This is a genomic window from Microbacterium sp. K2, assembly GCF_051365005.1.
GTDB classification, from domain to species: domain Bacteria; phylum Actinomycetota; class Actinomycetes; order Actinomycetales; family Microbacteriaceae; genus Microbacterium; species Microbacterium foliorum_B.
Genome location: NZ_JBLWII010000001.1, coordinates 2,059,544 through 2,085,115 on the forward strand (window position 1 = coordinate 2,059,544; position 25,572 = coordinate 2,085,115).

At 68.5% G+C, this 25,572-nt stretch carries 29 protein-coding genes; 12 read left to right on the plus strand and 17 right to left on the minus strand.

Going from position 1 to position 25,572, the window contains the following annotated elements; translation table 11 throughout:
- Nucleotides 1-64 precede the first annotated feature (64 nt).
- From ACLKOY_RS09975 to ACLKOY_RS09990, 4 genes are all read right to left on the minus strand, one after another.
- Entirely contained in the window at nt 65-1,288 is a 1,224-nt protein-coding gene (locus ACLKOY_RS09975) for an MFS transporter (RefSeq protein WP_436453481.1), read from the minus strand.
- Between the two features lie 74 nt (nt 1,289-1,362).
- A complete protein-coding gene (locus ACLKOY_RS09980; protein WP_436453482.1) occupies nt 1,363-1,653 on the minus strand; it encodes a hypothetical protein in 291 nt (96 codons plus the stop codon).
- A gap of 3 nt (nt 1,654-1,656) precedes the next feature.
- Nucleotides 1,657-1,986 carry a DUF7882 family protein gene (locus ACLKOY_RS09985; protein ID WP_363572799.1) on the minus strand — a complete coding sequence of 110 codons (330 nt, stop codon included), beginning with the start codon at nt 1,984-1,986 and terminating at the stop codon, nt 1,657-1,659.
- Between the two features lie 70 nt (nt 1,987-2,056).
- Nucleotides 2,057-2,506 (minus strand): MarR family winged helix-turn-helix transcriptional regulator, encoded by a 450-nt coding sequence (locus ACLKOY_RS09990; protein ID WP_140035843.1) that lies wholly within the window; start codon nt 2,504-2,506, stop codon nt 2,057-2,059.
- Nucleotides 2,507-2,626: 120 nt separating this feature from the next.
- Here ACLKOY_RS09990 and ACLKOY_RS09995 point away from each other — a divergent pair, with 120 nt between their 5' ends.
- Both ACLKOY_RS09995 and ACLKOY_RS10000 read left to right on the plus strand, forming a co-directional pair.
- Entirely contained in the window at nt 2,627-2,884 is a 258-nt protein-coding gene (locus ACLKOY_RS09995; protein WP_436453483.1) for a hypothetical protein, read from the plus strand.
- Nucleotides 2,884-3,441 (plus strand): MarR family winged helix-turn-helix transcriptional regulator, encoded by a 558-nt coding sequence (locus tag ACLKOY_RS10000; RefSeq protein WP_140035842.1) that lies wholly within the window; start codon nt 2,884-2,886, stop codon nt 3,439-3,441. Before ACLKOY_RS09995 ends, ACLKOY_RS10000 begins: the two co-directional genes overlap by 1 nt.
- 46 nt (nt 3,442-3,487) lie before the next feature.
- Here ACLKOY_RS10000 and ACLKOY_RS10005 read toward each other — a convergent pair whose 3' ends face one another.
- The 3 genes from ACLKOY_RS10005 to ACLKOY_RS10015 form a co-directional block, all read right to left on the minus strand.
- Nucleotides 3,488-5,065: an MFS transporter gene (locus ACLKOY_RS10005; protein WP_436453484.1), complete on the minus strand. Its 1,578-nt coding sequence runs from the start codon at nt 5,063-5,065 to the stop codon at nt 3,488-3,490.
- A gap of 102 nt (nt 5,066-5,167) precedes the next feature.
- On the minus strand, nt 5,168-5,341 hold the full coding sequence (locus ACLKOY_RS10010) for a CsbD family protein (protein ID WP_140035840.1): 174 nt from the start codon (nt 5,339-5,341) through the stop codon (nt 5,168-5,170).
- A gap of 57 nt (nt 5,342-5,398) precedes the next feature.
- Nucleotides 5,399-5,647, minus strand: coding sequence for a hypothetical protein (locus ACLKOY_RS10015; protein ID WP_436453485.1), 249 nt, complete (start codon nt 5,645-5,647; stop codon nt 5,399-5,401).
- A gap of 92 nt (nt 5,648-5,739) precedes the next feature.
- Here ACLKOY_RS10015 and ACLKOY_RS10020 point away from each other — a divergent pair, with 92 nt between their 5' ends.
- Nucleotides 5,740-7,383 carry an SDR family oxidoreductase gene (locus tag ACLKOY_RS10020; protein ID WP_436453486.1) on the plus strand — a complete coding sequence of 548 codons (1,644 nt, stop codon included), beginning with the start codon at nt 5,740-5,742 and terminating at the stop codon, nt 7,381-7,383.
- 158 nt (nt 7,384-7,541) lie between these two features.
- On the opposite strand, the gene ACLKOY_RS10025 is transcribed toward ACLKOY_RS10020, so the two are convergent.
- The 3 genes from ACLKOY_RS10025 to ACLKOY_RS10035 form a co-directional block, all read right to left on the minus strand.
- Nucleotides 7,542-9,536, minus strand: coding sequence for a BCCT family transporter (locus ACLKOY_RS10025; RefSeq protein WP_436453487.1), 1,995 nt, complete (start codon nt 9,534-9,536; stop codon nt 7,542-7,544).
- Between the two features lie 104 nt (nt 9,537-9,640).
- Nucleotides 9,641-11,332: an ABC1 kinase family protein gene (locus ACLKOY_RS10030; protein WP_436453488.1), complete on the minus strand. Its 1,692-nt coding sequence runs from the start codon at nt 11,330-11,332 to the stop codon at nt 9,641-9,643.
- A 24-nt stretch (nt 11,333-11,356) separates the two neighbouring features.
- Nucleotides 11,357-11,944, minus strand: coding sequence for a PadR family transcriptional regulator (locus tag ACLKOY_RS10035; protein WP_140035836.1), 588 nt, complete (start codon nt 11,942-11,944; stop codon nt 11,357-11,359).
- Between the two features lie 165 nt (nt 11,945-12,109).
- Here ACLKOY_RS10035 and ACLKOY_RS10040 point away from each other — a divergent pair, with 165 nt between their 5' ends.
- The 3 genes from ACLKOY_RS10040 (at nt 12,110) to ACLKOY_RS10050 (ending at nt 15,319) form a co-directional block, all read left to right on the plus strand.
- Complete coding sequence (locus ACLKOY_RS10040; protein WP_436453489.1) at nt 12,110-12,487, plus strand: YciI family protein; 378 nt, start codon at nt 12,110-12,112, stop codon at nt 12,485-12,487.
- On the plus strand, nt 12,484-13,671 hold the full coding sequence (locus tag ACLKOY_RS10045; RefSeq protein WP_436453490.1) for an RNA polymerase sigma factor: 1,188 nt from the start codon (nt 12,484-12,486) through the stop codon (nt 13,669-13,671). The genes ACLKOY_RS10040 and ACLKOY_RS10045 overlap by 4 nt, the downstream gene beginning before the upstream one ends.
- Before the next feature lie 118 nt (nt 13,672-13,789).
- Nucleotides 13,790-15,319, plus strand: a complete 1,530-nt coding sequence (locus ACLKOY_RS10050) for a glycosyltransferase family 2 protein (protein ID WP_436453491.1) — start codon at nt 13,790-13,792, stop codon at nt 15,317-15,319.
- 3 nt (nt 15,320-15,322) lie between these two features.
- Here the strand turns inward: ACLKOY_RS10050 and map are convergent, their stop codons facing one another.
- The gene (gene map / locus ACLKOY_RS10055; RefSeq protein ID WP_436453492.1) at nt 15,323-16,111 is read right to left on the minus strand and encodes a type I methionyl aminopeptidase; all 789 of its coding nucleotides are present in this window, start codon (nt 16,109-16,111) and stop codon (nt 15,323-15,325) included.
- Nucleotides 16,112-16,189: 78 nt separating this feature from the next.
- On the opposite strand from map, the gene ACLKOY_RS10060 reads away from it, so the two are divergent.
- Together ACLKOY_RS10060 and ACLKOY_RS10065 are read left to right on the plus strand one after the other, a co-directional pair.
- The gene (locus tag ACLKOY_RS10060) at nt 16,190-16,468 is read left to right on the plus strand and encodes a helix-turn-helix domain-containing protein (protein ID WP_311244168.1); all 279 of its coding nucleotides are present in this window, start codon (nt 16,190-16,192) and stop codon (nt 16,466-16,468) included.
- A 1-nt stretch (nt 16,469) separates the two neighbouring features.
- Nucleotides 16,470-17,228, plus strand: coding sequence for an SDR family NAD(P)-dependent oxidoreductase (locus ACLKOY_RS10065; RefSeq protein WP_436453493.1), 759 nt, complete (start codon nt 16,470-16,472; stop codon nt 17,226-17,228).
- Between the two features lie 177 nt (nt 17,229-17,405).
- Here the strand turns inward: ACLKOY_RS10065 and ACLKOY_RS10070 are convergent, their stop codons facing one another.
- A complete protein-coding gene (locus ACLKOY_RS10070; RefSeq protein WP_363572825.1) occupies nt 17,406-17,711 on the minus strand; it encodes a transcriptional regulator in 306 nt (101 codons plus the stop codon).
- A 100-nt stretch (nt 17,712-17,811) separates the two neighbouring features.
- On the opposite strand from ACLKOY_RS10070, the gene ACLKOY_RS10075 reads away from it, so the two are divergent.
- The 3 genes from ACLKOY_RS10075 (at nt 17,812) to ACLKOY_RS10085 (ending at nt 20,129) form a co-directional block, all read left to right on the plus strand.
- The gene (locus ACLKOY_RS10075) at nt 17,812-19,029 is read left to right on the plus strand and encodes an MFS transporter (RefSeq protein WP_436453494.1); all 1,218 of its coding nucleotides are present in this window, start codon (nt 17,812-17,814) and stop codon (nt 19,027-19,029) included.
- Between the two features lie 408 nt (nt 19,030-19,437).
- Nucleotides 19,438-19,926, plus strand: a complete 489-nt coding sequence (locus ACLKOY_RS10080; RefSeq protein WP_436453495.1) for a DUF2975 domain-containing protein — start codon at nt 19,438-19,440, stop codon at nt 19,924-19,926.
- A complete protein-coding gene (locus tag ACLKOY_RS10085) occupies nt 19,926-20,129 on the plus strand; it encodes a helix-turn-helix domain-containing protein (RefSeq protein ID WP_042540715.1) in 204 nt (67 codons plus the stop codon). Before ACLKOY_RS10080 ends, ACLKOY_RS10085 begins: the two co-directional genes overlap by 1 nt.
- A gap of 16 nt (nt 20,130-20,145) precedes the next feature.
- Here the strand turns inward: ACLKOY_RS10085 and panB are convergent, their stop codons facing one another.
- The 5 genes from panB to ACLKOY_RS10110 all read right to left on the minus strand — a co-directional run bounded on the left by panB (nt 20,146) and on the right by ACLKOY_RS10110 (nt 23,796).
- Complete coding sequence (panB, locus tag ACLKOY_RS10090) at nt 20,146-21,015, minus strand: 3-methyl-2-oxobutanoate hydroxymethyltransferase (protein WP_436453496.1); 870 nt, start codon at nt 21,013-21,015, stop codon at nt 20,146-20,148.
- The gene (panD, locus tag ACLKOY_RS10095) at nt 21,012-21,398 is read right to left on the minus strand and encodes an aspartate 1-decarboxylase (protein ID WP_436454113.1); all 387 of its coding nucleotides are present in this window, start codon (nt 21,396-21,398) and stop codon (nt 21,012-21,014) included. The genes panB and panD overlap by 4 nt, the downstream gene beginning before the upstream one ends.
- Nucleotides 21,398-22,303 carry a pantoate--beta-alanine ligase gene (gene panC, locus ACLKOY_RS10100; protein WP_436453497.1) on the minus strand — a complete coding sequence of 302 codons (906 nt, stop codon included), beginning with the start codon at nt 22,301-22,303 and terminating at the stop codon, nt 21,398-21,400. Before panC ends, panD begins: the two co-directional genes overlap by 1 nt.
- The gene (locus tag ACLKOY_RS10105; RefSeq protein WP_436453498.1) at nt 22,300-23,079 is read right to left on the minus strand and encodes a DUF2520 domain-containing protein; all 780 of its coding nucleotides are present in this window, start codon (nt 23,077-23,079) and stop codon (nt 22,300-22,302) included. Before ACLKOY_RS10105 ends, panC begins: the two co-directional genes overlap by 4 nt.
- Nucleotides 23,080-23,325: 246 nt before the next feature.
- On the minus strand, nt 23,326-23,796 hold the full coding sequence (locus ACLKOY_RS10110; protein ID WP_436453499.1) for a hypothetical protein: 471 nt from the start codon (nt 23,794-23,796) through the stop codon (nt 23,326-23,328).
- Nucleotides 23,797-23,931: 135 nt separating this feature from the next.
- On the opposite strand from ACLKOY_RS10110, the gene ACLKOY_RS10115 reads away from it, so the two are divergent.
- Nucleotides 23,932-25,428, plus strand: a complete 1,497-nt coding sequence (locus ACLKOY_RS10115) for a SulP family inorganic anion transporter (RefSeq protein ID WP_436453500.1) — start codon at nt 23,932-23,934, stop codon at nt 25,426-25,428.
- The last annotated feature ends 144 nt before the right edge of the window (nt 25,429-25,572 follow it).

The following is a 25,572-nucleotide window of genomic DNA, read 5'->3' on the forward strand; positions in this document are numbered from 1 at the left end:
GTATACTGCCGAAACCCGCGGCATGGTGGGCGCGGAGGGGTCTGGACATGCCCGCCGCTGCCGACTACCCCCGCGGGCGACGCTTCTCGAGCACGCCGGCGAGCAGCACCGCGACCACTGCCGCGGCCGGTGCCACGATCAGCCCGGCCCGCAGACTCTCGGTGTCGGCGATGAAGCCGACGAATGGCGGCGAGAGCAGGAACCCGAGGCGCAGCAGCCACGACACGATCGTGAGCCCGGCTCCCGGTCGCAGACCCGGCAGCTCATCCGCCGCATGCATCGCCGCCGGGATGAGCGTCGCGATGCCGAAGCCGACGGCGGCGAATCCGGCGATCGTTCCCGGCACGCTCGGGAAGATGAGCGCGAGGGCCATTCCCCCGGCGGCGATCAGGCCTCCGACGCGGGCCACGGCGCGCTGCCCGAAGCGGTCGGTCATGCCGTCGCCCAGCATCCGTCCGATGAACTGCGCTCCGACCAGGGCGATGAATCCGAGGGGCGCGATCGCGGCGGCGGCGCCGAGCGATTCGCTGAGGTAGAGGGTCGCCCACGAGTTGCCGGCATCCTCGGCGATCGCCCCGGCCATAGCGATGAGCGTGAGCGCGATGAGCACCATCACGGTGCGAGGGCTCACGCCACGACGCACTGCTGTCTGCAGCTCGACCGGGTCGGCCGTCGCCTCGGCATCCGCCTCCTCATCGCGACCGGGCAGGCAGAACCAGAGCGCCGTGAAGGCCACCGCAGCGAACACCGCGGTCGAGATTCCGAGATGCACGCCGAGGGGCAGCTGCAGGGCGATCGCCGCCGCGGCCATGCCGCCACCGAGCACCGCACCTATCGACCAGATCGCGTGGAACGAGTTGATGATCGAGCGGCCGTAGCGCCGCTGCACTCGCAGGCCATGCGCGTTCTGCGCGACGTCGGTGATCGCATCGAAGGCCCCGCCGAGCAGCAGGGCGACGGCGAACAGGATGCCGGAGGGAGCGAGCGCCGCGGCGAGCAGGCCGAGACCGGTGGCGATCGTGCCGATCACGGCGATCCGCCCCGAGCCGAATCGGCGGATCAGCACAGCGGCGAACAGCCCGGCGGCGATGGCTCCGGCGGGGAATGCGGCGATCGCCAGGCCGTAGCCCACGTTGTCGAGCTCGAGAGCGGCCTTGATCTCGGGGTACCGCGGCAGGATGTTGGCGAACAGGGCGCCGTTCGTGAGGAACAGCGCAGAGACCGCGATTCGTGCGCGACGGGTGGCCAGGTCAACGGCGGGGCGTCGAATCGATTCGATCGAAGTCATAGCAACGACGGTACACGCCCGAGGGCGTCGTCGAAAATCATCGCTCCGGCGCCGGAGTCGGCGCCTCCGCGCTCTCAGCCCAGCAGCGGTTCGACCTGGGCCGCATCCTCCGTGATCACTGACGCCGCAGCGACCGCGGCCTTCGCGTCGTCGAGGCGATCGAACTGACCGATGAAATCAGACTGCGCCCCGAACGCCCGGAAGCCCTCGCGGGGCGTCCCGGTGATCGACCCGAGGAACTGCCTGCGGTCGTTCCCGACGTGGAAGCCGGGATCGACCTCGACCCACAGACCTCGGGGCCGGGATGCCGAGCGCACCCGCGCACCGGTCACGGCCTTGGCGGCATTTCTGATGCGTGCAGACATGGGTCACGCACTCATCGCGTGCAGGGTGCGGGAGCCGTCGACCACCCGGGCGAACTCCTCGCGCGTGAGGTCGAGGCCTCCCGCCGAGTTCGCGGCGTTCATCATCGCCACCACCAGCGAACGATCGACATCCACCTCCTGCGACATGGAGAAGCGCAGGGGAATCGACGCGTGCACCCAGATGGTCTCGGCGATGCCGTCGCCCATCGCGAGCGTGAGCGGGAATGACTCATTGCGTCGCAGCTTCGTCACGATCACGAGCCGCAGGTGAGTCATCAGCCGATCGTCGAGTTCGATCGGCGTTGCTGTGTTTCCGTACGTCAGACGTCCCATGATCTCTCCCTCAACGAAAACTCCGTTGAGAAATAGATTACTAGGTTACCTAGCTAAATCACAGTCCGAGCTACGGGAGGTCGCCGATCTCCTCGGCCAGACGTCGCAGGAACCGAGTGATCGCGTCGGTCTGATCCGGGGTGAACTCACTGGCGAGCGACTCGATGCGCTGCGTCAACTCATCTGCCTGCGCGTTGAGATCGCGCAGCGACGGACGCAGCACCTTGGAGCGGGCATCGGCAGGATGCGGCCCCACCACGATCTGACCGCGCTCCTGAAGGCGACGCAGCAGACTGGTGATCGCGGCCGTGCTGACGTTCAAGTGAGCGGCGAGGCCGCCCGGCGTCGCCGGGGAGTCGTCAGAGGCGTCGAGGATGTACCTCATCGCCTCGCGGTCGGTGTCGTTCGGCGCGCGCACGGCGGCAAGACGTCGTCCGAACTGGGCCTCGGCCCTGCGAAGTTCATCGACACGCGCGACGAGTTCACTCGCCCGCGTCGCCATCTCGGTACTGCTGCTCATGCGTCACCCCCTGACCCTTCCATGGTACTCGACAAACAGGTAACCAGGTTGCCTAGCGAAATCCAATGCGACCAGCCACTCTGATGAAGTGAGATGATGGAATTCTGGGAAAGGGGCCTCATGGTCGAGCGATTCGCACTCGAGGATGCCGGGTACATCATGTACGCCGACATGATCGACCGTCTGCGCGCGGACTTTCCCTCCGTGCCTGCGTGGCGGATCGATCAGATCGTCACCGCCGAACATGACGCGATCACCGGCGGGATCCTGCGGATCGTGCCGGCCGAGGTCGAGTCCGGCGCGGCCGAGATGCTCGCACGCGAGGTGGAACCCCGTGGAAGTGAAGAAAGCCTGAGCGATGATGGCGAGGTGGCGTGATGGAGCGCTCTGAGGAGTTCGGCCGTTCCGGCTACTGGTACCCCGAGGCAGACAGCGCGAGCACCGTCGACGTCCTGAACCTGCTGCGTCGCTACCGATCGGCCGAGACCGCGATGCGGGAACGCACACGCATCTCGATGAAGATGAACGAGACCGACCTCGTCGCCCTGCGCTTCCTGCTGCGCGAGCAGCGGGCCGGACGCATCGTGCGCGCGATCGACATCGCCCGCATGCTCGACATCTCGACCGCATCGACGACGACCCTCATCGACCGCCTCGAGAAGGGCGGGCACGCGAAGCGGGAGCCGCATCCGACCGATCGACGCGCCGGAATCGTGGTGCCGACGGTCAGCAGCGACGACGAGGTGCGCGAGACCCTCGGTGCGATGCACAGGCGGATGCTGGCGCTCGTCGACGAGATGAGCGACAAGGAGCGCGCGGTCGTCACCCGCTTCCTCGCCGGCATGACGTCGGCCATCGAAGAGGCGTCTGATCTCGACCAGGAACTGCGCGACGTCATCCGCTCGCACGAGGAATCCGAGTCCTCCGGCGAGTGATCGCCGAGAGCCGGCCGACGGATCGGCCGGCCACCCGACGCTCTGATCAGACTCTTCCGGGGTCGGTCTTCGCCTGAGCGTTCGCCTCACCCGCGGCATCCGCTGCCACGACCACCCGCTCGGGGAACAGCTCGTCGAGATCGAGGTCCGGGTTCTCCTCCTGCGTCTCGACCAGTTCGACGGCCTCCTCGATCGTCTGCACGCTCGGCATCGCGCCGGGCAGCGGCCTGCGCGCCGACTCCTTGAGCACGACCACGGCGATGAAGCCGGCGATCGACGTGCCGATCACGTAGAACGCCGGTGCCAGCGCCGAGCCGGTGAGCTGCACGAGCGCCTCCATGACGACCGGCGCCGTGCCGGCGAAGAGCGCGACGGCGAGGTTGTACGAGATGCCCATGCCGCCGTACCGCGACGACGTGGGGAACAGCGCGGGCAGCGACGACGCGAGGTTCGCGACGTAGAAGGTCACCGGGAAGGCGAGCAGCACGAGCCCGAGCAGGGTCGACCAGATCTCGCCGTGCATCATGAACAGGAACGACGGCACCGCGAGCACGATCGCCGAGATCGAGCCGATGAACAGCACCTTCTTGCGCCCGATGCGGTCGGACAGCTTGCCGGTCAGGGGGATGCTGAGGGCCATCGCCACGAGCACGGGCAGGGTGAGCAGAGTGCCGTGCACCTCGTCATAGCCCAGCGTGCCGGTGAGGTACGTCGGCATGTACGACGTGAGAGCGTAGCCGACGGTGTTGGCCGCGGCGACGAGCACGAAAGCGGTCAGCAGCTCGCGCCAGTACGCGCGGATCAGCGCGAGGACGCCCTTCGGCGCATCGGCGGCCTTCTGCGCGTCGTCGGCTGCACGCTCGGCCGACTCCTTCGCCTCCTGGAAGGCGGGGGTGTCTTCGATCTTGAGACGGAAGTAGATCGCGATGAGCCCGAGCGGCAGTGCGACGAGGAACGGGATGCGCCAGGCGAAGCCCTGCATCGTCTCTGCCGACAGCGTCAGCTGCAGGATCGACACGAACGCGGCGCCGATCGCGAAGCCCATGTACGACCCGAGGTCGAGCAGCGAGGCATAGAACCCGCGACTCTTGTCCGGCGCGTATTCGGTGATGAACGTCGTGGCACCGGCATACTCGCCACCGGTCGAGAAGCCCTGCGCGAGCTTGAGCACGATGAGCAGGATCGGCGCCCAGATGCCGATCACCGAGAAGTCGGGGAGCACGCCGATGAGGAACGTCGCCGCGGCCATCATGATCAGCGTGAAGGCCAGCACGCGCTGACGGCCGAGCCGATCGCCGAGCTGGCCGAGCACGACGCCGCCGAGCGGACGGGCGATGAAGGTCACCGCGAACACACCGAGCGAGAAGAGCGACTGCGCACCGGCTGATGCATCGGGCAGGAACGCGCGGCCGATGATCACGGCGAGATAGCCGTAGATGCCGATGTCGTACCACTCCATGAGGTTGCCGACCACCGTGCCGGCGACTGCGCGGCGCAGCATCGGGCGGTCGACCACGGTGACGTCGTCGACCGTGAGACGTCGTGGTTCGTCCGCGCCGGGTCGCAGACGACGGATCAGTCGCTGCCACAGGTTCGGGGTGGTGCTCTTCAGGGGATCGGACATCGTGCCATCTTCCTTCTCTTGCGGCATCCGCGTCTCAGAGGACGGAACGCACAAACGGCGGGGAGGCGGCTTCTGCCACCTCCCCGCGCTGTGTCGCTGGTGTCAGCTGTTGAAAGCGTCCTTGACGTTCTCGCCAGCCTTCTTGACGTTGGCCTTCGCCTGATCGGCGCGGCCCTCCGCCTCGAGCTTCTCGTTGTCGGTCACCTTGCCGGCAGCTTCCTTCGCCTTGCCGGCGATGTCCTGTGCGGCGTTCTTGATCTTGTCATCGAGTCCCATGGGGGGCTCCTTTCTCTTCTCAGCGGTGGTCTGTGGTCGGGATCCTGTGGTGTCGACTCACAGGGGGATGTCGAGTGCGGAGGCAGCCAGCGGCAAAGTTGCTGCAGCGATCACCGCGATGAGGCCGGCGACTCCGGCGGACTTCCAGAGCGGCGGGCGGGCGGGGGCCAGCGGGATGCGGCGGATTCCGGTCGCGCGACCGACCGCATCACGGGCCGAGAGCGGAGCGAGGTCGACGGAGTCGGTCGGGGCGAGTCGGCGCGAGCGGAGGTCGCGCCGTGTGGCGTGCTGCGCTGATGTCGACATGCGGTTTCCCTTCCTCGGCCAAAAGATTACTAGATGAACTAGTGATTCGCCAGCCTAGTGAAACTTTCGGGTATCGCGCCTACGCTCGAGTCATGACCGAGCTCACGCAGCCCACCGGGCACGAAGAGGCCCTGCGCGCCCTCCCCCGCGACGACGGATCCGCGCCCCGCGCGCTGGTGCTCGGTGCCACCGGGTACATCGGCGGACGGCTGACACCGCGACTGCTGAACGCCGGATACCGGGTGCGCGCACTGGCACGTGACGCCGCGCGAGCGGCATCCTTCCCCTGGGGTGCCGAGTGCGAGATCGTCGAGGGTTCGGCCGACGATGCCGATGCCGTCGCCGAGGCCATGAAAGACGTCGACGTGGTCTATTACCTGATCCACTCGATGACCGCGGGCAAGGGATTCGAAGAGAGCGATGAGCGAGCGGCCACCACGGTGGCGGATGCCGCGGCGAAGGCCGGCGTGCGACGCATCGTCTATCTCGGCGGCCTGCACCCCGACGACGTGAAGCTGTCGCCGCATCTGCGCTCGCGTGTGCGGGTCGGCGAGATCTTCCTCGAGTCGGGTGTGCCGACGCTGGTGCTGCAGGCGGGCGTCGTGATCGGCTCGGGTTCTGCGTCGTTCGAGATGATCCGCCACCTCACCGATGTGCTGCCGTACATGCCGGCGCCGAAGTGGGTGCGCAACCGCATCCAGCCGATCGCCGTGCGCGACGTGCTGCACTACCTGCTGGGTGCGGCCCGCGTGGACGACGAGGTGAATCGCGCGGTGGACATCGGCGGACCCGACGTGCTGCGCTACGGCCAGATGATGAACGGCTATGCGCTCGAAGCCGGACTCCGTCAGCGTGCGATCGCCTCTCTGCCGGTGCTGACCCCCGGTCTCGCCTCGCACTGGGTGAATCTCGTGACGCCGGTTCCGCGGTCGATCGCACGCCCGCTCGTCGCGTCGCTGCAGAACGAGTGCATCGTGAAGGACCACGCGATCGACGAGCTGATTCCGCAGCCCGAGGGCGGGTTGACCCCGTATCGCACGGCGGTCTCGCTCGCGCTGGGTCGCGACGCCGCCGACACCATCGAGACGAGCTGGCAGGATGCCGAAGTCTCGGGCGCTCCGAGCGATCCCCTGCCCAGCGACCCGGACTGGGCCGGACGCACCGTGTTCACCGACACACGCAAGCTGCGCACCGCCGCACCGGTCGACAGCCTGTGGCGAGTGATCATCGGCATCGGCGGGTCGAACGGCTGGTACTCGTCGAAGTTCCTGTGGGCTGTGCGCGGGTGGATGGACCGCCTCGTCGGAGGAGTCGGCCTTCGCCGCGGACGCCGCAGCAAGGCAGAGGCGCGGGTCGGAGACGCGATCGACTTCTGGCGCGTCGAGGCCGTCGAGGAGCCCGGACGGGCGACCGACTCATCACCCGCGAGCGGCGGACTGCTGCGCCTGCGCGCCGAGATGAAGGTGCCGGGCGATGCGTGGCTCGAGCTGCGCGCGCTCCCCGACGGCGACGGGTCGCGCTACGAGCAGCGCGCCGTGTTCTTCCCCCGAGGACTCGCCGGCCGGCTGTACTGGCTCGGTGTACTGCCGTTCCACGGCTTCATCTTCGCGGGCATGGCGGCGAGGATCACCGACGCTGCGGCGGTGCCGGTCGAGACGGTCGCGGATGGTTCGGCATCCGCTTCGGGTGCGGCAGGTTCGGCATCCGCTTCGGGCGCGGCATCCGTCGTCAGCTGAGTTCCCTGTCTGCTGCCCCTCTTGCGACTCGCGTGCGGGGTCACTTTCGCACCCGAGGCCGCGTGCGGGGTCAGTTTCGCACCCCAAACGGCCCATTCCGATGCGAAATCGACCCCGCACCGAGCAGAAGCCGTGTGTGGGGTCGATTCCGTGCGAAGTCAGGAAGGGCGCTCGGCGAGGCCGGCCGCGTCTGATCCGGGGTCCGAACCCGAACCGGCATCCGCATCCGCATCCGCATCGGCAGCCGCATCCGCAGCGGTTCCGTCGGATGCCGGGACGATGTCGATCGCCTCGGTCGCCGTCGCGTAGACCTCGGCGAGGCTGTCGTCGACGTCGGCCTCGTCGATCCACGCGAGGTCGTCTTCGGAATGGTCGTATTCGACGGGCACGAGGGCGAAGTCGTCGCCGTACTCCTCGAGACCGGCCATGACGCTGTGACGCACGGCCATACGGGCATAGCGTTCGCGCAGGATCATCGGATCCCGCCGCAGGTCCTTCATGAACGCGACCATCATGAACGCCATGATCACCGCGAACGGCAGAGCGGCGATGATCGTGACATTCTGCAGCGACTTGAGCCCACTGCCCTCTTCGCCGGTGACGAGCAGCACCGCGGCGATGACTCCGACCAGCACACCCCACACCACAGCGACCCAGCGCGACGGCTCGGGGCGACCCTGCTGCGAGAGCGTGCCCATCACGAGCGAGGCCGAATCGGCACCGGTGATGAAGAAGATCGAGATGAGCAGGATGAGGACGATGCTCGTGATCAGCGGGAACGGAAGGTTCTCGAGCACGCCGAAGAGCACTTCCTCGGGCGGATCCACGGTGAGGTTCGCGCCGTCCATCTGCTGCTGGATCGCCGTCGTGCCGAAGATCGCGAACCACACGAGCGAGATGACGGCGGGCACGACGATGACGACCGACACGAACTGGCGCAGCGTGCGGCCGCGCGAGATCTTGGCGATGAACATGCCGACGAACGGCGACCACGAGATCCACCACGCCCAGTAGAAGATCGTCCAGCTCGAGAGGAACACCTGCGCCTCATCGCCCTGTGATGCCGAGCGGGCGACCATCTCGGGCAGATCGCCGAGGAACTGCACGGCAACCGAAGGGATGACGTTGAGGATCAGGAGCGTCGGGCCGACGAAGAACACGAAGAAGGCGAGCAGCAGCGCGACGACCGCGTTGATGTTCGACAGCGCGCGGATGCCCTTCGAGACGCCCGAGACGGCGGATGCGATGAAGCAGGCCGTGAGCACGGCGATCGCCGCGATGAGCACGCCGTTGCCGAGCTCGCCGATGCCGCTGACGATCTCGACGCCGTGGCCGATCTGCAGGGCTCCGAGGCCCAGCGATGCGGCGGTGCCGAACAGGGTCACGATGATCGAGAAGATGTCGATCGTGCGGCCGAGGGGGCCGGTCGTGCGGCCCTCACCCAGCAGCGGGGCGAAGATCGACGAGATCAGCGGAGTGCGGCCGCGGCGGAACGCACCGTAGGCGATCGCGCCACCGACGAGCGCGTAGAACGCCCACGCCTGCGGACCCCAGTGGTAGAGCACCTGTGCCTGGGCGGTGTGCATGGCCTCGAGAGTGTCGGCCTCGACGGTGCCGGGCGGAGGGGTCTCGAAGAAGGTGAGCGGCTCGGCCGCGCCCCAGAAGACGAGGCCGATGCCCATGCCTGCGGCGAACAGCATCGAGATCCACGAGAACATCGAGAACTCGGGCTCTTCGTCGTCACGACCGAGCGGGATGCGTCCGTAGCGGCTGAAGCCGATGAACAGCATGAAGACGAGGATGACAGTGGCGATCGTCGTGAAGAAGAAGCCGAAGTACTCGACGACCCACGCGAGCACGGTCGCGGTCGTGCCCGAGAGGTTGTCGCCCGCGAAGACTCCCCAGGCGATGAAGGCGATGGTCAGCGCGACCGCGATGCCGAAGACGAGCGGATCGGTGCGGTACGTGCGACCGGTCTCTTCGACTGAGACGCCGGGCACGAGCGCCGGGTGCACGCCGCGCGGCGGCACCGCGGCGATGTCGCGGACGATCTTCTGCGCGGCTTCCGTGGCCTTCGCGGCCTGGCGGACTGCTGCGGTATTGGTCTTCGGAGCGTCGGTCCGTGAGGTGGGGTTGTCGTCCGGAGTGTCCATGGGAACCAATTCTCCCATGCCGGCATTCTGCGGCCGACGGGGCGGGCCTCGGTCGTTGAGCGAAGACGACGACGTCGACTGAGACGAAACGTCGCGAGCCCGCGTCAGCGCAGGCTGCGGCGCCCGCCGAAGACCGAGTGCAGCAGCGGCAGCGCCGAGACGCAGAGGAGAGTGATGCCGAGCGGGGGAAGGGATGGAACGAGCAGCGCGCCGCCGACGAGCATCGCGGCGAAAAGCACCCCCGACCCGATGCGTCGGGCGATGCCCTCGAGCCGGTCGAGGCGGCGCTCGAGAGCTGACGTGTCGAACGTGACGTTGCCGTCGTCGACGCGGGTGATGATCGCGTCGATGCGCTTGGGCAGGCGATAGGTGACGGCGGCGGTCTCCATGGCCTGCTGCGCCATGTCCTGCATGAGGTTGCCCGACTCGTCGCGCAGCAGCCGTGCGGCGTAGGGCTCGGCGGCGTCCCATACGTTGAACGAGGGGTCGAGGCTCGAGCACATGCCCGAGGTCAGCGACACCGCGCGAATCAGCAGCAGCATGTTCTCGGGCAGCTGCAGCGGCAGCGAGCGCACCATGTCGCCGAACTCGTCGGCGAAGTCCGTGAACTCACGGGGGTCGACCTTGCTCAGCTCCGCGAAGCCCATGCCGCCGAAGCGTGCGAACAGCGCCCGGAGCGCCCGTTCGAGCTCGGCGGTGTCGGCCGACGGCAGCAGCACGCCGATCTCTTGAGCCGCGGTGACCAGCCCGCGGCTGTCGCGACCGGCGACCGCGATCAGCAGCGTGCGCAGGCCGTTGCGGAGAGTGTCGGGCACCTCGGCCATCATTCCGAAGTCGATGAAGGTGAGGCGGAAGTTCCTGCCCGTCGTGGACTCCGGCTCGGGCGTCACGAAGATGTTGCCGGGGTGCGGGTCGGCGTGCACGAAGCTGTGCGTGAACACCTGGTCGAACATGACCTCGGCGAACACATCCGCGACCTCCGACGGATCGATGCCCGCCGCGCGCAGAGCATCCGTGTCGTTGATCTTGATCGCCGTCACGTCAGACAGCGTGAGCACGCGACGCGTCGAGCGCTCCCAGACGATCTCGGGGGCGCTGACGCGCGGGTCTCCGGCGAAGTTCTCGCGGAAACGCTCGGCGCTCGCGGCCTCGTGCAGGTAGTCGATCTCCTCGAGGCTCGTCTGCGCGAACTCCTCGACCAGGCCGGGGGCGTCGACCCGGTCGCTGACGAGCCTGACGCGCATCGCCCACCGCGCCACGCGGCGCAGAGCCGCGAGGTCGACCGCGACGATCTCGTCAATGCCCGGGCGCTGCACCTTGACGACCACGTCGCCGAGGCCGGTGTCGGCGGCATCCTGCGCAGACAGGCGGGCGCGGTGCGCCTGACCGAGGGATGCCGCGGCCACCGGATTCTCGTCGAACCATGCGTACGCCTGCTCGAGCGGCATGCCGAGTTCGGCCTCGGCGGCGGCGCGGATGCCGGAGAACGGCACGGCCGGAACCTCGTCCTGCAGCCCCTCGAGCTCTTTCGTGATCTCAGGCGGCAGCACGTCGAGGCGCGACGACATGAACTGCCCGACCTTGATCATGAGTCCGCCGAGCTCGACCGCGAGCACGTGGAACCGCTTCGCAAAGCGCTGCATGCGCGGGGCGCGGGTGCGCTCGGCGAGCGCACTCATGCCGAAGCGCGGCAGGACGAGCTCGAACCACCAGACCTTGAGGAACTCGCGCGCCGCGAACGACACGATGCGGCGGTACCGGGCACGATGGGCGCCCTGCGCCGCAGCATCCGTCATGTGTCGTCCCTGGGTCGTGTGCGATCAGTCCTGAGCGAGGATCGAGTACAGCCTACGGCGGGCCTCGTCGAGGATCTCGACCGCCTGCTGCACCTGCTCGGTGCTGCCGCTGCGGCCGACGGCCGCAGCTGCCGCGGCGAGGTCGACGCCCGCCTTGGGCAGTGCGCTGTAGCGGGGGTTGTCGTGCGAGCCCTCGCCCTTCGACTGCGACTCCCACGGCGCCCGCGTCTCGGTGTGCTCGGCGGCGACGGCACGGCCGGCTTCGGTGAGCGAGTAGGTCTTGCGACCGTTCTGCTCGTCGGCCTCGATGAGGCCCTCGTCGGCGAGCAGCTGCAGCGTGGGGTAGACCGAGCCTGCGCTGGGCTTCCACGTGCCGCCGCTGCGGTCGGCGATCTCGTTGATGATCTGGTAGCCGTGCATCGGCTTCTCGGCGAGCAGCGACAGCACCGCGGTGCGGACGTCGCCCTTCGCCATGCGCGAGCCGCCACTGGGGCGCTGCTCGAACGTCTTGCGGAGCTGCTCCATGGCATCGAAGATCGCGGATGCGGGTCCGCCGGGGCCCGAGCCGAAGCCGGATCCGCCGAACGGGTTCGAGGGGAATGCGTTGTTCATGATGACCTCCCGGAAATGGTGAGCGATAGTCAACGATATATCGTTAAGGCTGAGTGCCGGGTGGGAATCCGGCATCCTCACCAAACTTCGCCGGATGTGTCGATCGGCCGATCGCTCGGTCGTCATCCCTCTGTACGCTGACCGACGAACAGTGAGGAAGAGACCATGCGCTACACACTGCTGTTGCACTACGAAGAGTTCGACGCCGAGACTCTGGGGGCCGAGGCCCTCGAACAGGGGCAGGCCGCGTTCGCGAGCTACGCCGCCACCCTGCAGTCGGCGGGGGTGCTGATCGCCGCCGAGGTGCTGCAGCCGTCGGCCGTGAGCACGACGGTCACGGTGCGCGACGGCGAACTGCGGGTGCAGGACGGCCCGTTCGCCGACACCAAGGAGCAGCTCGGCGGCACGGTCGTCATCGACGTGCCCGACCTGGACGCCGCGATCGGGTTCGCCCGGCAGGCTCCTCCCGCCTTCTGGGGCGCGGTCGAGATCCGCCCCGGGGCCGTGTTCACGGTCGACGGCGTCTGGACGCCGAACCGATGATCCCCGAGGAGGTCCGCGCCGCCGCCGAGAGCGCGGCACGGACCTCCTACGGCCGGCTCGTCGCGCTGCTCGCCGCGCGGACCGGCGACCTCGCGCTCGCCGAGGACTCGCTGTCGACCGCCTTCGAGGAGGCGCTGCGGCGCTGGCCCGACGACGGCGTGCCCGACAATCCGGAAGGATGGCTGCTGACCGTGGCGAGGAACAGGCTGCGCGACGTGTGGAAGTCGAAGGCCGCGAGAGCATCCGATCCTCTCGACGAGGCGAGTGCGCGAGTCGACCCGCTCGCCGACCACGATCCGCTCGCGATCGGCGACAAGCGACTCGAGCTGCTGTTCGTGTGCGCGCACCCGGCGATCGATCCGACCGTGCGGGCTCCGCTCATGCTGCAGACGGTGCTCGGATTCGAGGCCGTCGAGGTCGCGCGGGCGTTCGCGGTGCCACCGTCGGCGATGGCGCAGAGGCTGGTGCGGGCGAAGCGGCGCATCAAGGATGCTCGGATTCCGTTCGCGGTTCCCGACCGCCGGTCGATGCCCGAACGGCTTCCCGCCGTGCTCGAGGCGGTCTACGGATGCGCCGCACTCACATGGCGGGGCGATGCCGAGTCGATGGCGGGCGAGGCGCAGTACCTGGCCGTCACCCTGGCCGGGCTGCTCGACGACGAGCCCGAGGCGTGGGGCCTCGCAGCCCTCACCACATTGACGCTCGCCCGGCGGTCGCGCGAGTTCGTGCCCCTCGACGAGCAGGACCCCGCCTCGTGGGATGCCGAGCTGATCGCCGAGGGCGAGGCCTACCTGCGGCGAGCGCGGCCGACGGATGCGCCGGGGCGCTTTCAGCTCGAGGCCGCGATCCAGGCGGTGCACTGCGACCGGCTGCGCACGGGCGTCACCGACTGGAGGTCGCTGCGGATGCTGTACTCGGCGCTTCTCACCGTCGCGCCGACCCTCGGGGCCCGGGTCGCGGCCGCCGTCGTCACCGCCCGCATCGACGGAGCGGAGGCGGGGCTCGACGCGCTTCCGCCCGAGGCAGACGGATTCCAGCCGTACTGGGCCGCGCGAGCGGGTCTGCTCGCGGAGGCCGGGCAGGATGCGACCGAGGCGTATGCGCGGGCGATCGCGCTCTCCGACGACGAGGCCGTCATCGACTTCCTCCGTGCACGGGCCGCAGCTCACGCGCGGGGTTCCTGACGCGCACTGCACGCACGCGCTCCTGAAAGCAAGCCCCCTGCGCTCCACAGACGACGATGTTTGACTGCCGTAGATGTCGAATTCTCCTGCCGTTTCCCCTGCGTCCACTTCCGTCCGAGTGAGCGTGGTCGTCCCCGTGTTCCGACCGGGAGCGGCGTTCGATGAACTCATCGCCTCCCTCGACCGGCAGACACTCGACCACGACCGGTTCGAGGTGCTGCTGTGCGACGACGGCTCGGGCGAGGAGACAGCGGCCCGATTGGTCGAGATCGCCCGCGATCGCGACTACGTGCGCGTGGCGTACCTGCCGCACTCGGGGTGGCCGGGAACCCCGCGCAACCACGGCATCGACGATGCCCGCGGCACGTACATCCAGTTCGTCGATCAGGACGACTGGCTCTATGACGGCGCCCTCGAAGCCCTGTGCGACTACGCCGACCAGCATGCATCCGATGTCGTGGTCGGCAAGGAGGTGGGCATCGGACGCCGGCTGCCGAGCCGCATCTTCCGGAAGGACATCCCGCGCGCCCGCCTCGGCCAGGATCCGCTGCTCGAGATGCTCACGCCGCACAAGATGTTCCGCACCTCGTTCCTGCGCGAGAAGCGCATCCGCTTCCCCGACGGCAAGGTGCGGCTCGAGGATCACCTATTCGTGATGCGGGCCTACTTCGAGGCGTCGACGATCTCGATCCTCGCGAGCCGGCCCTGCTACGCGTGGGTCAAGCACGCGGGCAGTGCGAGTTCGTCGCGGATCGAACCCGAGACGTACTTCCCCCACCTCGAGGCCGTTCTCGACCTGGTCGAGCGATACACCGAGCCCGGGCGCCTGCGCGACAGGCTGCTGCGGCACTGGTTCCGCGGCAAGATCCTCAAGCGGGTGTCAGGCAAGAAGTACGCCGGGTATCCCGAGGACTACCGTTCACGTCTGCTCGACGTCGTGATCCCGCTCGCGCGACGTCGCTTCGGTCCGGGTGTCGACGGGGGCCTGGCCTTTCCGAACCGCATCCGAGCCGCACTGCTCCGCGCCGACCGGCGTGCCGACCTGCTGACGTTCGCCCGTTTCGAGGCCGAGCTCGCATGCCGCGCGGTCGTGACCTCAGCGCGGTGGTCGCGCGGCGGCGGGCTGTATCTGACGATCGATGTCTCGATCACCCGCGACGGGCAGGACGCTCTCGTGTTCGAGCCCGGCACGGGCGTGATGACGTCGCTGCCCATCGCGATGGACGGCCTGCCGACCGGGGTCGTCGAAGCAGGGCGCGAGCTGCAGAACGATCATGTCGAGCTGCTGTGGCGTGACAAGGCCGCCGGGGTCGAGCGTCGCGTGGCGCGTCTACAACCGCGGAATCTCGGCGCGATCGCCGTCGCCATCGACCCTCTGAAGGTGTTCCGGCCCGATGATGAGACGCGCGGCGCGAAGCTGTTCGTGACAGTGCGTCGCGCGGGCTGGACGTTCGACGTCCCCCTCACCGCGGATGCCGAGACCCTCGCCGCCGCCGGACGCTCACCGCTGCTCGCGGGTCGCACGTGCACGCCGGTCGCCGGTCGCGGTGGCACCGTCGAACTGCGTCGGCAGTGGCCCGGTGGGCGGCTCAAGGATCTGGCCGGTCGTGCGGTGCGCCGCGTGCGGAGCGGGTCGCAGAAGAAGTGACGCTCAGCGCGGGAGCGTGAGGATCTCGGCGCCGGTCTCGGTGATCGCGATCGTGTGCTCGGCGTGGGCCGTGCGGCAGCCTGTGGCGCTGCGGAGGGTCCAGCCGTCTTCGTCGGTGACCAGCACGTCGGTGTCGGCCATGACCCACGGCTCGAGCGCGAGCAGCAGGCCCGGGCGCAGCGTGTAGCCGCGCCCGGGGCGTCCGTCGTTGGCGACGTGCGGGTCCTGGTGCATCGTCGAGCCGATGCCGTGGCCGCCGAACTCGAGGTTGATCGGATAGCCCGCATCACTGAGCACGGTGCCGATCGCGTGCGAGAGGTCTCCGATGCGGGCCCCCGGGCGGGCCACGGCGATGGCTGCGGCGAGCGCGCGCTCGGTCGCGTCGATCATCGCGAGATCGGATGCTGCGCTGTCGGCGGATTCGGCGCCGCCGCCGCCGACCACGAAGCTGATGGCGGCATCCGCCGAGATCCCGCGCAGCGTGACGGCGAGGTCGAGCGTGAGCAGGTCGCCGCGTGCGAGCGCGTAGTCGTGCGGCATCCCGTGCAGCACCGCATCGTTCACTGCCGTGCAGACGTAGTGGCCGAAGGGCCCGCGGCCGAACGACGGGGCGTAGTCGACGTAGCAGGACACCGCGCCGGCATCCTCGATCATCTGCTTCGTCCAGCGGTCGAGGTCGAGCAGGTTCACGCCGACCGTCGTGCGCTGCTTGAGCGATTGCAGGATGCCGCCGACGAGCGCGCCGGCATCCCTCGCCCGGGCGAGCTGGTCGTCGTTGAGGATCTCGATCATGGTTGTCTCCGCATCCGGCTTCCCGCCGTTCCAATAACTATCCCGGTAATACTATCCCGGGATTAGAATGGGCACATGATGGTTCGGATGCCGCTGACTCCCGCCGAGGTCGAACGCGGAGAGCGTCTCGGCGCCCTGCTGCGACGCGCACGCGGCGAGCGGTCGATGCTGAGCGTCGCCCTCGATGCCGGCGTCTCGCCCGAGACGCTGCGCAAGATCGAGTCCGGACGCGTCGCGACGCCCGCCTTCTCGACCATCGCGGCGATCGCCGGCGTGCTGCACCTCTCGCTCGATTCGGTCTGGGCCGAGATCGAGCCCCCGGTGCGCACGATCGGTCGCGCGCAGGTCGCGTCCTGACATGGCGCATGCGCTGATCACGGGCAGCTCGCGCGGCATCGGCCGCGCGGTCGCGCAGGTGCTCGCTCGACGAGGTGACCGGGTCGTCGTGCACTACGGCCGGGATCAGGTCGCCGCAGAGCAGACCCTCGCGTCGCTCGAGGGTTCGGGTCATGCGCTCGTGGGAGGCGACTTGGGTGATCCTGTCGAGGCGCAGCGCGTGGTCGATGAGGCCGTCGACGCCCTGGGGTCACTCGACATCCTGGTGAACAACGCTGCGGTGGCGCCGAGCGCGGCCAATGAGCATCGCGTCGATTCGACGTCGTATGCCGAGTGGCAGGCCGCGTGGTCTGCCATGGTGTCGGTCAACCTGCTCGGGGCGTCGAATGTGACGATGCTCGTGGCGCAGCACATGATCGAGCGCCGATCGGGTGGGGCGATCGTCAACGTCGGGTCGCGTGGAGCGTTCCGCGGCGAGGCCGACCACCCGGCATACGCCGCGACGAAGGCGGGGCTGCAGGCGTTCGGCCAGTCGATGGCACTCGTGCTCGCCCCTCACGGCATCTCGGTGACCTCCATCTCGCCCGGCATGGTGGCGACCGAGCGGCAGTCGGCGAAGCTCGAGAGCGAGCAGGGCGACAGCATCCGTGAGCAGAGCCCGTTCGGTCGCGTCGGCACTCCCGAAGAGGTGGCGGATGCCGTCGCCTACCTCACGTCACCCACTGCCGTATGGGCCTCGGGTACGGTGCTCGACCTCAACGGGGCGTCGTACTTCCGGTAGGTCCCGCCCTCGGCCCTCCGCCCCTCGCACTTCGGGCCCTCGCACTCTCACCCCTCCGGCCCTCACCCTTCGGGAGGAGAACTGCCCCTGGGGAGGATACTTCGCGCGAATCTCTCCTCCCGAGGAGCAGATCTCCTCCCGAGGCGGCGAGCTCGCTCCGCGCCCGCGGCCCGGAGTTCAGCCGCGCAGCACAGACTCCAGCAACCCGGGGAACAGCGCGTCGAGGTCGTCGCGCCGCAGCGTCAGCATCCGCCGTCGACCGTGGGGCTCGTTGCGGATGACGCCCGCCTCGCGCAGCACCTTCATGAAGTGCGACTTGGTCGACTTGGGGAGGTTCGGATCGGTCGCGTGGCACGCAGCCATGTCGAGCGGACCGTCGGCGAGCTGCCGCGCGATGGCCAGGCGCTCGGGGTCGCTGAGCGCGAAGAGCACGTCAGTGAGCTGGATCTCGGAGCGATCCGGATGCGGAAGTTCGCCTGGCATGGTTCGAGAATAGTTGAACAATCCGTGGAACGCGAGTACGCTCCGATAGTTCGATGATTCTCGAACCCAATGATTCGAGACCGACCCTGCGGGAGCACGCATGACCACCACGTCACCGACCGCCACAACCCCGGCGTCAGCATCCGCTATCCGCCGCCCGCGCTTCGGGTTCGCGCTGGCGATCGTGACGCAGATCGCGATGATGACCGGCGCGAGCGCTCCCTCGCCGTTCTACCCGGTGCTCGCCGCCGAGATCGGCTTCGATGCGATCGTCATCAGCGCGGTCTTCGCCGTCTACGCGATCGCCCTGCTGCTCGCGCTGCTCTCGGCCGGCTCGCTCTCCGACCACATCGGACGCCGCCCCGTCGCGATCGGCGGACTGCTGCTGCTCGCGGCAAGCATGCTGCTCTTCTGGCACGCCGACTCGGTCGCGACGCTCATGCTCGCGCGCATCCTGCAGGGCGCCGCGAGTGGCGTGCTCATCGCCGCACTCTCAGCCGCCGCGCTCGATCTGGCACCCGGCGGACGCTCGAGGGTCGCCGCCCTCTGGAACGCCCTGAGCCCCGGAATCGGCCTCGCGCTCGGCGCACTCGTCTCGGGCATCGCCCTCGACGTGACCGGCCAGCCGCTGTTCGACGTCTTCGCGCCACTCACCGTCATCTACCTCGCGCTCGCCGCGCTGTTCTTCCTCGCACCCGAGACCGCGCCGCTGCATGCGGGGGCGTGGCGGTCGCTGAGCTTCCGGCTGTCGGTGCCCGCCGGCATCCGCGCGGACTTCTGGCGCGGCGCACCGGCGATCATCGCCGGGTGGGCGACGGGCGGCCTCTTCCTCTCGCTCGGCGCCACCATCGTGCGCACCGAGCTCGGCGGCGAAGCCCATGTCTGGCAGGGGCTCGCAGTCGCGATGCTGGCGGGCGTCGGCGCGATCACCGCGTTCGTGTTCCGCAATCGCCGACCGCGCACCTCTGTGATCTTCGGCACCGCCACCCTCGCGACAGGAACAGCGCTGTCGCTCATCGCCCTCGGCGTCGAGTCGCTCCCCTTCTACCTCGCTGCGACGGCCGTGACCGGCACGGGCTTCGGCACCGCCTTCTCAGGAGTCGTCGCCTCACTCGCACCGAGCATCCCCGCCACCGACCGCGCCGACACATTCGCCGTGATCTACCTGCTCGCGTACCTCGCATTCGGAGTGCCCGCCGTCGTCGCCGGAACCCTGGTCGGGGTGTTCGGGCTCGGCGCGGTGTGCGTGGGATATGGGGTCGCGGTCATCGCGCTCGCAGTGGTCGCGTTGGTGCTTCGGGCGCGCCGCGCGGAGTAGGCGCGCGGCCTCACCCCCCTGCGGGAGGCCGCAGCCGCAAGACGCGCGTCACGAAGCCCTCACCTCTTCGGGAGGAGAACTGCGCCTCGCGAGGGGGCTTCCCGCGCATCCCTCCTCCCCAGCGGCAGATCTCCTCCCGAGGCGGCAGGCCCCTGCAGTGCGCACAGCCCCTCGGGAGGCCGCATCGGCAGGACGCGCGTCACGAAGCCCTCACCTCTTCGGGAGGAGAACTGCGCCTCGGGAGGGGGCTTCCCGTATATCCCTCCTCCCCAGGGGCAGATCTCCTCCCGAGGAGCAGACTTCCAGGGGCAGATCTCCTCCCGAGGGGCAGAGTCCCCTCCTCCGCCGACTTCCCATATCGAATGATTAACGATAGATTTCTGTTGTTGCTCGATGAAAGGTGGAGTCATGGCGAAGTCGACGATCGTCGTGTTGAAGGTCGTGATCGCGCTGGCGCTGATCGGATCCGTGGCAGTGCAGGCGCTCATCGTGCCGCTGCTGTGGATCGACCTCGGCGCCGAAGAGCTGTGGGGCCGGATCACGCTCGTATCGATCGTGGTTCTCGGCGTCGGCACCCTGCAGGTGTTCGGCATCTGCGTGTGGATGCTGCTGACGAAGGTGCGCCGCGGATCGATCTTCTCGACCTCGTCGTTCCGCTACATCGACGCGATCATCGGCGCGATCCTCGTGGCCGCGGCGCTCACGTGGATCCTCGCGGCGATACTCGCACCGGGCTCGGCCGCACCGGGACTCGTTGCGCTCATCGGCGGCGCGGGCGTGGTGCTCGGCGGCATCGCGCTGCTGGTCGTCGTCATGAAGGCGCTGCTGCGGCAGGCGATCGAGCGCGATACCGAGGCACAGTCGCTGCGCTCGGAGCTCGACAACGAGGTGATCTGATGCCCGTCGTGGTCGACATCGACGTGATGATGGCGCGGCGCAAGATGGGAGTCGGCGAGCTGGCCGAGCGCATCGGCATCACCCCGACGAATCTCGCAGTGCTGAAGAACGGCCGCGCCAAGGCTGTGCGCTTCTCGACCCTGGACGCACTGTGCGAGGTCTTGGAGTGTCAGCCCGGCGACATCCTTCGCTGGGAGGCGTGAGGATCGGGAAGTGATGCTACCGCCCCGCGAGCAGCTCCTGCAGCCGGGCGGCCTCACCCTCGGCCATCCCGTACCCGTGCTCGGGCCCCGGGTACACGCCTTCGCGCACCTCGCTCGCATAGGCCGCGACCCCGGCGACCGAGACGCCCCGCACGTCGGCATAGCGCTTGACGAACTTGGCGACCCCGCCGACGTAGATGCCGAGCAGGTCGTGGAAGACGAGCACCTGGCCGTCGGCATCCGCTCCGGCTCCGATGCCGATCAGCGGAATGCGCAGCAGGGGCGCGAGCGCCGCGGTGACTTCGGATGGAACGGCTTCGATGACCAGCACCGAGACTCCGGCATCCTGCAGCGCGAGGGCGTCGTCGATCACGGTGAGTGCGGCGTCTGCGGTGCGTCCCTGGGCGCGGTATCCGCCGAGCGAGGTGGCGGTCTGCGGTGTGAGTCCGACGTGTCCGACGACAGGGATGCCGGCATTCACCAGCGCGCGGGCACGTTCGACGGTGGCGCCGCCGCGTTCGATCTTGACCAGGTCGACGCCCGCCTCCTTGACGAATCGCTGCGCGGTCGCGATGGCGATCTCATCCGATGCCTCGTACGAGCCGAAGGGCAGGTCGCCCACGAGCAGCGGTCTGGCGAGTCCTCGGCGCACGGCCTTCGTGAGCATCAGCATCTCGTCGGTCGTGACCGGAACGGTGCTGTCGTAGCCGAGCACCGTCATCGCGGCAGAGTCGCCGACGAGCACCATGTCGACGCCGGCCTCTTCGACGATCTGCGCGCTCGGGAAGTCGTAGGCGGTGACCATGACGATCGGCTCACCCGCATGCTTCTTCGCGTCGAGGTCGCGCAGGGTCAGCCGCTTGGTCGGTGCGGCGTGGGCGCTCATGAGGTCGCCACCAGTTCACCGACGGCGTCGTCGACGCGGACGATCGAGTTCGACCGATCGACATGCACGACGACGGGTTCATAGTCGGCGAGGTCTTCGGGCGAGTAGTCGGCATAGGAGATGACGATGATGGTGTCACCGGTGTGCACGAGGCGAGCGGCGGCACCGTTGACCTGGATCACGCCCGACCCGCGCTCGCCGACCAGCGTGTAGGTCTCGAAGCGCGCGCCGTTGTCGACGTCGACGACGTGCACCTGCTCGTGCGGCAGGATGTCGGCGGCTTCGAGCAGGTCGGGGTCGACGGTGATCGAGCCGACGTAGTTCAGGTCGCTGCCCGTGACGGTCGCGCGGTGGATCTTCGACTTCAGCATCGTGCGTCGCATCACGCGTCGCCCTTTCCGTGGGTGGTCGAGTTGGTCTCAGTGTTCGTGCTGGTCTCGGAGGTCGAGGTGGCTGCCAGCAGGTGGTTGTCGATGAGCCGCGCGGCACCCACACGGGCGGCGACGAGCAGCAGCGCGTCTCGTTCGATGCGGGTCACGGGCCGCAGGGTCTCGGCATCCCGGAGTTCCAGGTATTCGGCGTCGATTCCCGCCTCCGTCAGAACAGCATGGGCAGCAGGCAGGATGCCGTCGCGATCCCCCGCTCGGTGGGCGGCATCCGCCGCGTCGAGCGCCCGGTTGAGTGCGGTCGCCTGGGAGCGTGCGCCCGCGTCGAGGTAGACGTTGCGCGAGCTCATGGCGAGTCCGTCGGGCTCGCGGACGATCGGGCAGGCCACGATCCGCACGTCGAGGTCGAGGTCGCGCACGACCCGGCGCACGACCAGCACCTGCTGCGCATCCTTCTGGCCGAAGTAGGCGACGTCGGGCAGCACGATGCCGAACAGCTTGGTGACGACGGTGGCGACGCCGTCGAAGTGGTGGGGTCCGCGGCTCGCGCCGTCGAGCACTTCGGTGATGCCCGCGACGTGGATGTTCGTGGCGAAGCCATCGGGGTAGATCTCGGCCGGTTCCGGTGCGAACAGGATGTCGACGCCCTCCGCCTCGGCGAGCGCGGCGTCGCGAGCCTCGTCGCGCGGGTAGGTGCTGAGGTCTTCGTTCGCGGCGAACTGGGTCGGGTTGACGAACAGCGAGACGACGACCAGGTCGTTCTGCTCCCGTGCCGCGCGCATGAGCGAGAGATGCCCCTCGTGGAACGCGCCCATGGTCGGTACGAGTCCGACCGACCGGCCCGCTGCCTTGGCGTCGCGGACCGCTGCTCGCACCTCGGCGATCGTGCGGAGGATTCTCATGCCCCGGGCTCCTCGGTGGTGGCGGTGTGATCGGGGGTCGTGCCGGCGGTGGCCGAGCGCGGCGCGCGTCCGGCGACCGCGCGAGTGGCGGCGGCGAGTGCGTCGAAGAGGTCTCGGTAGTCGGCGGATGCTGCGCGCTGCCGCGCCACGGTGACCTCGTCACCGCGAGCGATGGGTCCGGTGAGTGCTGATGCTGCGCTGGATGCCGCCCAGTTGTCGACCGTCTGGCGCACGAGCGGTGCGAGGTGCGCGCGATCCACCCCGGCGTCCCGCGAGAGGTGCTCGGCCGCATCGAGCACGGTGAGCACGAAGTTCGAGGCGAAGGATGCCGCGGCGTGGTACTCCGCGCGGTGGGCGTCGTCGACGCGGAATGGGTTGGCGCCGAGCGCCCGCGCGAGCGCTTCGGCCACCTCGAGCGCCTCTGGCGTGCGGCCGTCGACGGCGACGCCGATGCCGCGGAAGACCTCGGGCGTCTCCTTGCCGGTGAAGGTCTGCAGCGGGTGCAGGCTGAAGTCGACGTCGGTGAGCGGAGTCGCACCCGAGACGTGGGCGACGAGGCGGGCATGCGGCCGCGCGGCGAAGGCCACCGCCGCAATGGCCGAGTCGGGAACGCAGAGCAGGGCGACATCGGCATCCGGCATCCGGTCGTCCCGCCCGAGGGGCCCCAGGACCACGAAGCCCGCTGCGCGCAGAGTCCGCGCGAGTACGCCGCCGAGACGGCCGGCGCCGACGATGGCGATGGTCGTCTCAGGTGCGAGAGCAGGGGTGCTGTGCATGTCGTTTCCCCGGCCGAGACGTGCGGCGCGGATGGGATGAGTATCCGCCCAGAGTGGCGTGCGCGCAAAATCTGGGAGCAGATGATCCACGAGCTTCGGTCAATGAGTTGCCATTCCGCTCAGTTTTCTTGGCTCAGACTGGGCACATCGCTCCGAGACACTTCTCCAGGTCGTTGAGCGAGGACGACGGAGCCGACCGAGACGAAACGCGCCTTCCACGTGAGAACCGGGCTGCGTCCGCGACACCTACAAGTAGTAGGTGCGCGAGAGCTCAGCCCGGTCTTCGCGGACCCACTCGAGCGTCACACCCCGCACGGCGGGGCCCCCGAGACTCTGCTTCAGGTACACCTGAAACGACGCTGCTGGCGGCACGTGCAGCGGAAGCTGCTCGCGCAGCGTCGCCTCGATACCGGCCGTCGCCGAGATGCCCGACACCACCAGGACCTCCCCGCTCGTGTTGCGGAAACTCCCGACTCGTCTATCGCTCCGGAACATCCACGGCTCCGCCTCAGCCACGGAAGAACCCCTGAGAGTGGGCCTCGCCGGTTGAACGGTCACCTCGCGGTTCAACGCATCCCCGATCTCGCGCACACCGCCCTTCGCCGACAGGCTGTTGATGAAGGCGATGACCGCGACGGTCGATGCCGCGATGGATGCCACGGCGCCGAGCCACGAGGGCACGACGACGCCCCAGAAGTCGGTCGGCACGGGTTCCATGACCGCACTCTATCCGCGGCTGCCGACACGGGACAGGGGTGGTCAGCTCAACGACCGGGGGACGCTGCACCTCAGCATCCGCCGTACCCTTAACTGTTCTGCCCCGCCCCCGGGCACTTTCTCTGGAGCATCCCCATGTCTGCAACTGCGATCGACGATCGCGCCCGCTATCGGGCGAATCCCACGGTGCTTCAGGCGCTGACGAGTCCGCGGATGCTGACGCGCGAGGTGCTCGCGGGTCTGGTCGTGGGGCTCGCGCTGATCCCCGAGGCGATCGCGTTCTCGGTGATCGCCGGCGTCGACCCGAAGGTGGGTCTGTTCTCGTCGTTCATCATGGCGGTGTCGATCGCATTCCTCGGTGGGCGTCCGGCGATGGTGACAGCGGCGACCGGAGCCGTCGCGCTCGTGATCGCGCCGGTCGCGCCGACCTACGGGATGGACTACTTCATCGCGACGGTCATCCTCGCCGGCATCTTCCAGGTGCTCCTCGGGGTGCTGGGTGTCGCGAAGCTGATGCGGTTCATTCCGCGCAGCGTCATGGTCGGGTTCGTGAACGCGCTGGCGATCTTCGTGTTCAGCTCGCAGTTCCCGCAGCTGATCGACAAGCCGTGGATGGTCTATCCGCTGGTCGCGCTGGGAATCGTCGTGATGATCGCGATGCCGAAGATCACCACGATCGTGCCGGCGCCGCTCGTGTCGGTGATCATCGTGACCGCTGTGGTGATGGCGTTCGCGATCACGGTGCCGACGGTCGGCGATCAGGGCGAGCTGCCGAAGAGCCTGCCCGAGCTCTTCATCCCGAACGTGCCGCTGACCTGGGAGACGTTCACAATCATCGCGCCGTTCGCGCTCGGGGTCGCGCTGGTCGGGCTCATGGAGTCGCTGCTCACCGCGAAGCTCGTCGACGAGATCACCGATACACACTCGAACAAGACGCGTGAGTCGTGGGCACAGGGCGTGGCGAACATGCTCTCGGGGATCTTCGGCGGCATGGGCGGATGCGCCGTGATCGGCCAGACCATGATCGGCGTCAAGGCGTCGGGCGCCCGCACCCGCATCTCGACGTTCTGCGCCGGCATCTTCCTGTTCCTGCTAGTCGTCGTCTTCGGCGACTTCGTCAGCACGATCCCGATGGCGGCCCTCGTCGCGGTGATGATCATGGTCGCGATCGGAGCCTTCGACTGGCACAGCGTCAAGCCGTCGACTCTCAAGCGGATGCCGAAGAGCGAGACCTTCGTGATGATCGCGACCGTCGTCTTGGTGCTGCTGACGCACAACCTCGCGGTCGGCGTCGTCGGCGGCGTGCTCGTCGCGTCGGTGCTGTTCGTGCGACGGGTGGCGCACTTCGTCTCGGTGTCGCGGACTGTCGCCGATGACGTCGTCACCTACACCGTGACCGGTGAGCTGTTCTTCGCCTCGAGCAACGACCTGACGACGCTGTTCTCGTACCCGGAGGATCCCGACCGCGTCGTCATCGACCTCACCGGATCGCACATCTGGGATGCATCGACGGTCGCGGCTCTGGATGCGATCGAGATGAAGTACACGGCGCTCGGGAAGACGGTCGAGATCATCGGGATGAACGACAGCAGTCAGCGGATGCGGGGAAGATTGACCGGCGGGTTCGAGTAGTCGCGGACACGGCGAGCAAGGTGCGGCATCCTCGCGATCGGCACGAGCGCGCCAGCTTTCACAATCGGCTCTAGCCCGATCTGCGCGGTACAAGTACAATTGCACTCTCGAGGAGAGGTGCCGCCGACGCACCTCGGAGAAGAG

Bases quoted from the DNA above. Each gene is read 5' to 3' on its own strand.
- ACLKOY_RS10080 (WP_436453495.1), top strand. From the start codon at position 19,438: ATGGCGAAGTCGACGATCGTCGTGTTGAAGGTCGTGATCGCGCTGGCG.
- ACLKOY_RS10060 (WP_311244168.1), top strand. From the start codon at position 16,190: ATGGTTCGGATGCCGCTGACTCCCGCCGAGGTCGAACGCGGAGAGCGT.
- ACLKOY_RS10075 (WP_436453494.1), top strand. From the start codon at position 17,812: ATGACCACCACGTCACCGACCGCCACAACCCCGGCGTCAGCATCCGCT.
- ACLKOY_RS10065 (WP_436453493.1), top strand. From the start codon at position 16,470: ATGGCGCATGCGCTGATCACGGGCAGCTCGCGCGGCATCGGCCGCGCG.
- ACLKOY_RS10005 (WP_436453484.1), bottom strand. From the start codon at position 5,065: ATGTCCGATCCCCTGAAGAGCACCACCCCGAACCTGTGGCAGCGACTG.
- ACLKOY_RS09980 (WP_436453482.1), bottom strand. From the start codon at position 1,653: ATGTCTGCACGCATCAGAAATGCCGCCAAGGCCGTGACCGGTGCGCGG.
- ACLKOY_RS09990 (WP_140035843.1), bottom strand. From the start codon at position 2,506: ATGAGCAGCAGTACCGAGATGGCGACGCGGGCGAGTGAACTCGTCGCG.
- panB (WP_436453496.1), bottom strand. From the start codon at position 21,015: ATGAGCGCCCACGCCGCACCGACCAAGCGGCTGACCCTGCGCGACCTC.
- panD (WP_436454113.1), bottom strand. From the start codon at position 21,398: ATGCGACGCACGATGCTGAAGTCGAAGATCCACCGCGCGACCGTCACG.
- ACLKOY_RS10015 (WP_436453485.1), bottom strand. From the start codon at position 5,647: ATGTCGACATCAGCGCAGCACGCCACACGGCGCGACCTCCGCTCGCGC.
- ACLKOY_RS10000 (WP_140035842.1), top strand. From the start codon at position 2,884: ATGGAGCGCTCTGAGGAGTTCGGCCGTTCCGGCTACTGGTACCCCGAG.
- ACLKOY_RS09975 (WP_436453481.1), bottom strand. From the start codon at position 1,288: ATGACTTCGATCGAATCGATTCGACGCCCCGCCGTTGACCTGGCCACC.
- ACLKOY_RS10045 (WP_436453490.1), top strand. From the start codon at position 12,484: ATGATCCCCGAGGAGGTCCGCGCCGCCGCCGAGAGCGCGGCACGGACC.
- ACLKOY_RS09985 (WP_363572799.1), bottom strand. From the start codon at position 1,986: ATGGGACGTCTGACGTACGGAAACACAGCAACGCCGATCGAACTCGAC.
- ACLKOY_RS10105 (WP_436453498.1), bottom strand. From the start codon at position 23,079: ATGCACAGCACCCCTGCTCTCGCACCTGAGACGACCATCGCCATCGTC.
- ACLKOY_RS10040 (WP_436453489.1), top strand. From the start codon at position 12,110: ATGCGCTACACACTGCTGTTGCACTACGAAGAGTTCGACGCCGAGACT.
- ACLKOY_RS10115 (WP_436453500.1), top strand. From the start codon at position 23,932: ATGTCTGCAACTGCGATCGACGATCGCGCCCGCTATCGGGCGAATCCC.
- panC (WP_436453497.1), bottom strand. From the start codon at position 22,303: ATGAGAATCCTCCGCACGATCGCCGAGGTGCGAGCAGCGGTCCGCGAC.
- ACLKOY_RS10035 (WP_140035836.1), bottom strand. From the start codon at position 11,944: ATGAACAACGCATTCCCCTCGAACCCGTTCGGCGGATCCGGCTTCGGC.
- map (WP_436453492.1), bottom strand. From the start codon at position 16,111: ATGATCGAGATCCTCAACGACGACCAGCTCGCCCGGGCGAGGGATGCC.
- ACLKOY_RS10110 (WP_436453499.1), bottom strand. From the start codon at position 23,796: ATGGAACCCGTGCCGACCGACTTCTGGGGCGTCGTCGTGCCCTCGTGG.
- ACLKOY_RS10030 (WP_436453488.1), bottom strand. From the start codon at position 11,332: ATGACGGATGCTGCGGCGCAGGGCGCCCATCGTGCCCGGTACCGCCGC.
- ACLKOY_RS09995 (WP_436453483.1), top strand. From the start codon at position 2,627: ATGGTCGAGCGATTCGCACTCGAGGATGCCGGGTACATCATGTACGCC.
- ACLKOY_RS10020 (WP_436453486.1), top strand. From the start codon at position 5,740: ATGACCGAGCTCACGCAGCCCACCGGGCACGAAGAGGCCCTGCGCGCC.
- ACLKOY_RS10085 (WP_042540715.1), top strand. From the start codon at position 19,926: ATGCCCGTCGTGGTCGACATCGACGTGATGATGGCGCGGCGCAAGATG.
- ACLKOY_RS10010 (WP_140035840.1), bottom strand. From the start codon at position 5,341: ATGGGACTCGATGACAAGATCAAGAACGCCGCACAGGACATCGCCGGC.
- ACLKOY_RS10070 (WP_363572825.1), bottom strand. From the start codon at position 17,711: ATGCCAGGCGAACTTCCGCATCCGGATCGCTCCGAGATCCAGCTCACT.
- ACLKOY_RS10025 (WP_436453487.1), bottom strand. From the start codon at position 9,536: ATGGACACTCCGGACGACAACCCCACCTCACGGACCGACGCTCCGAAG.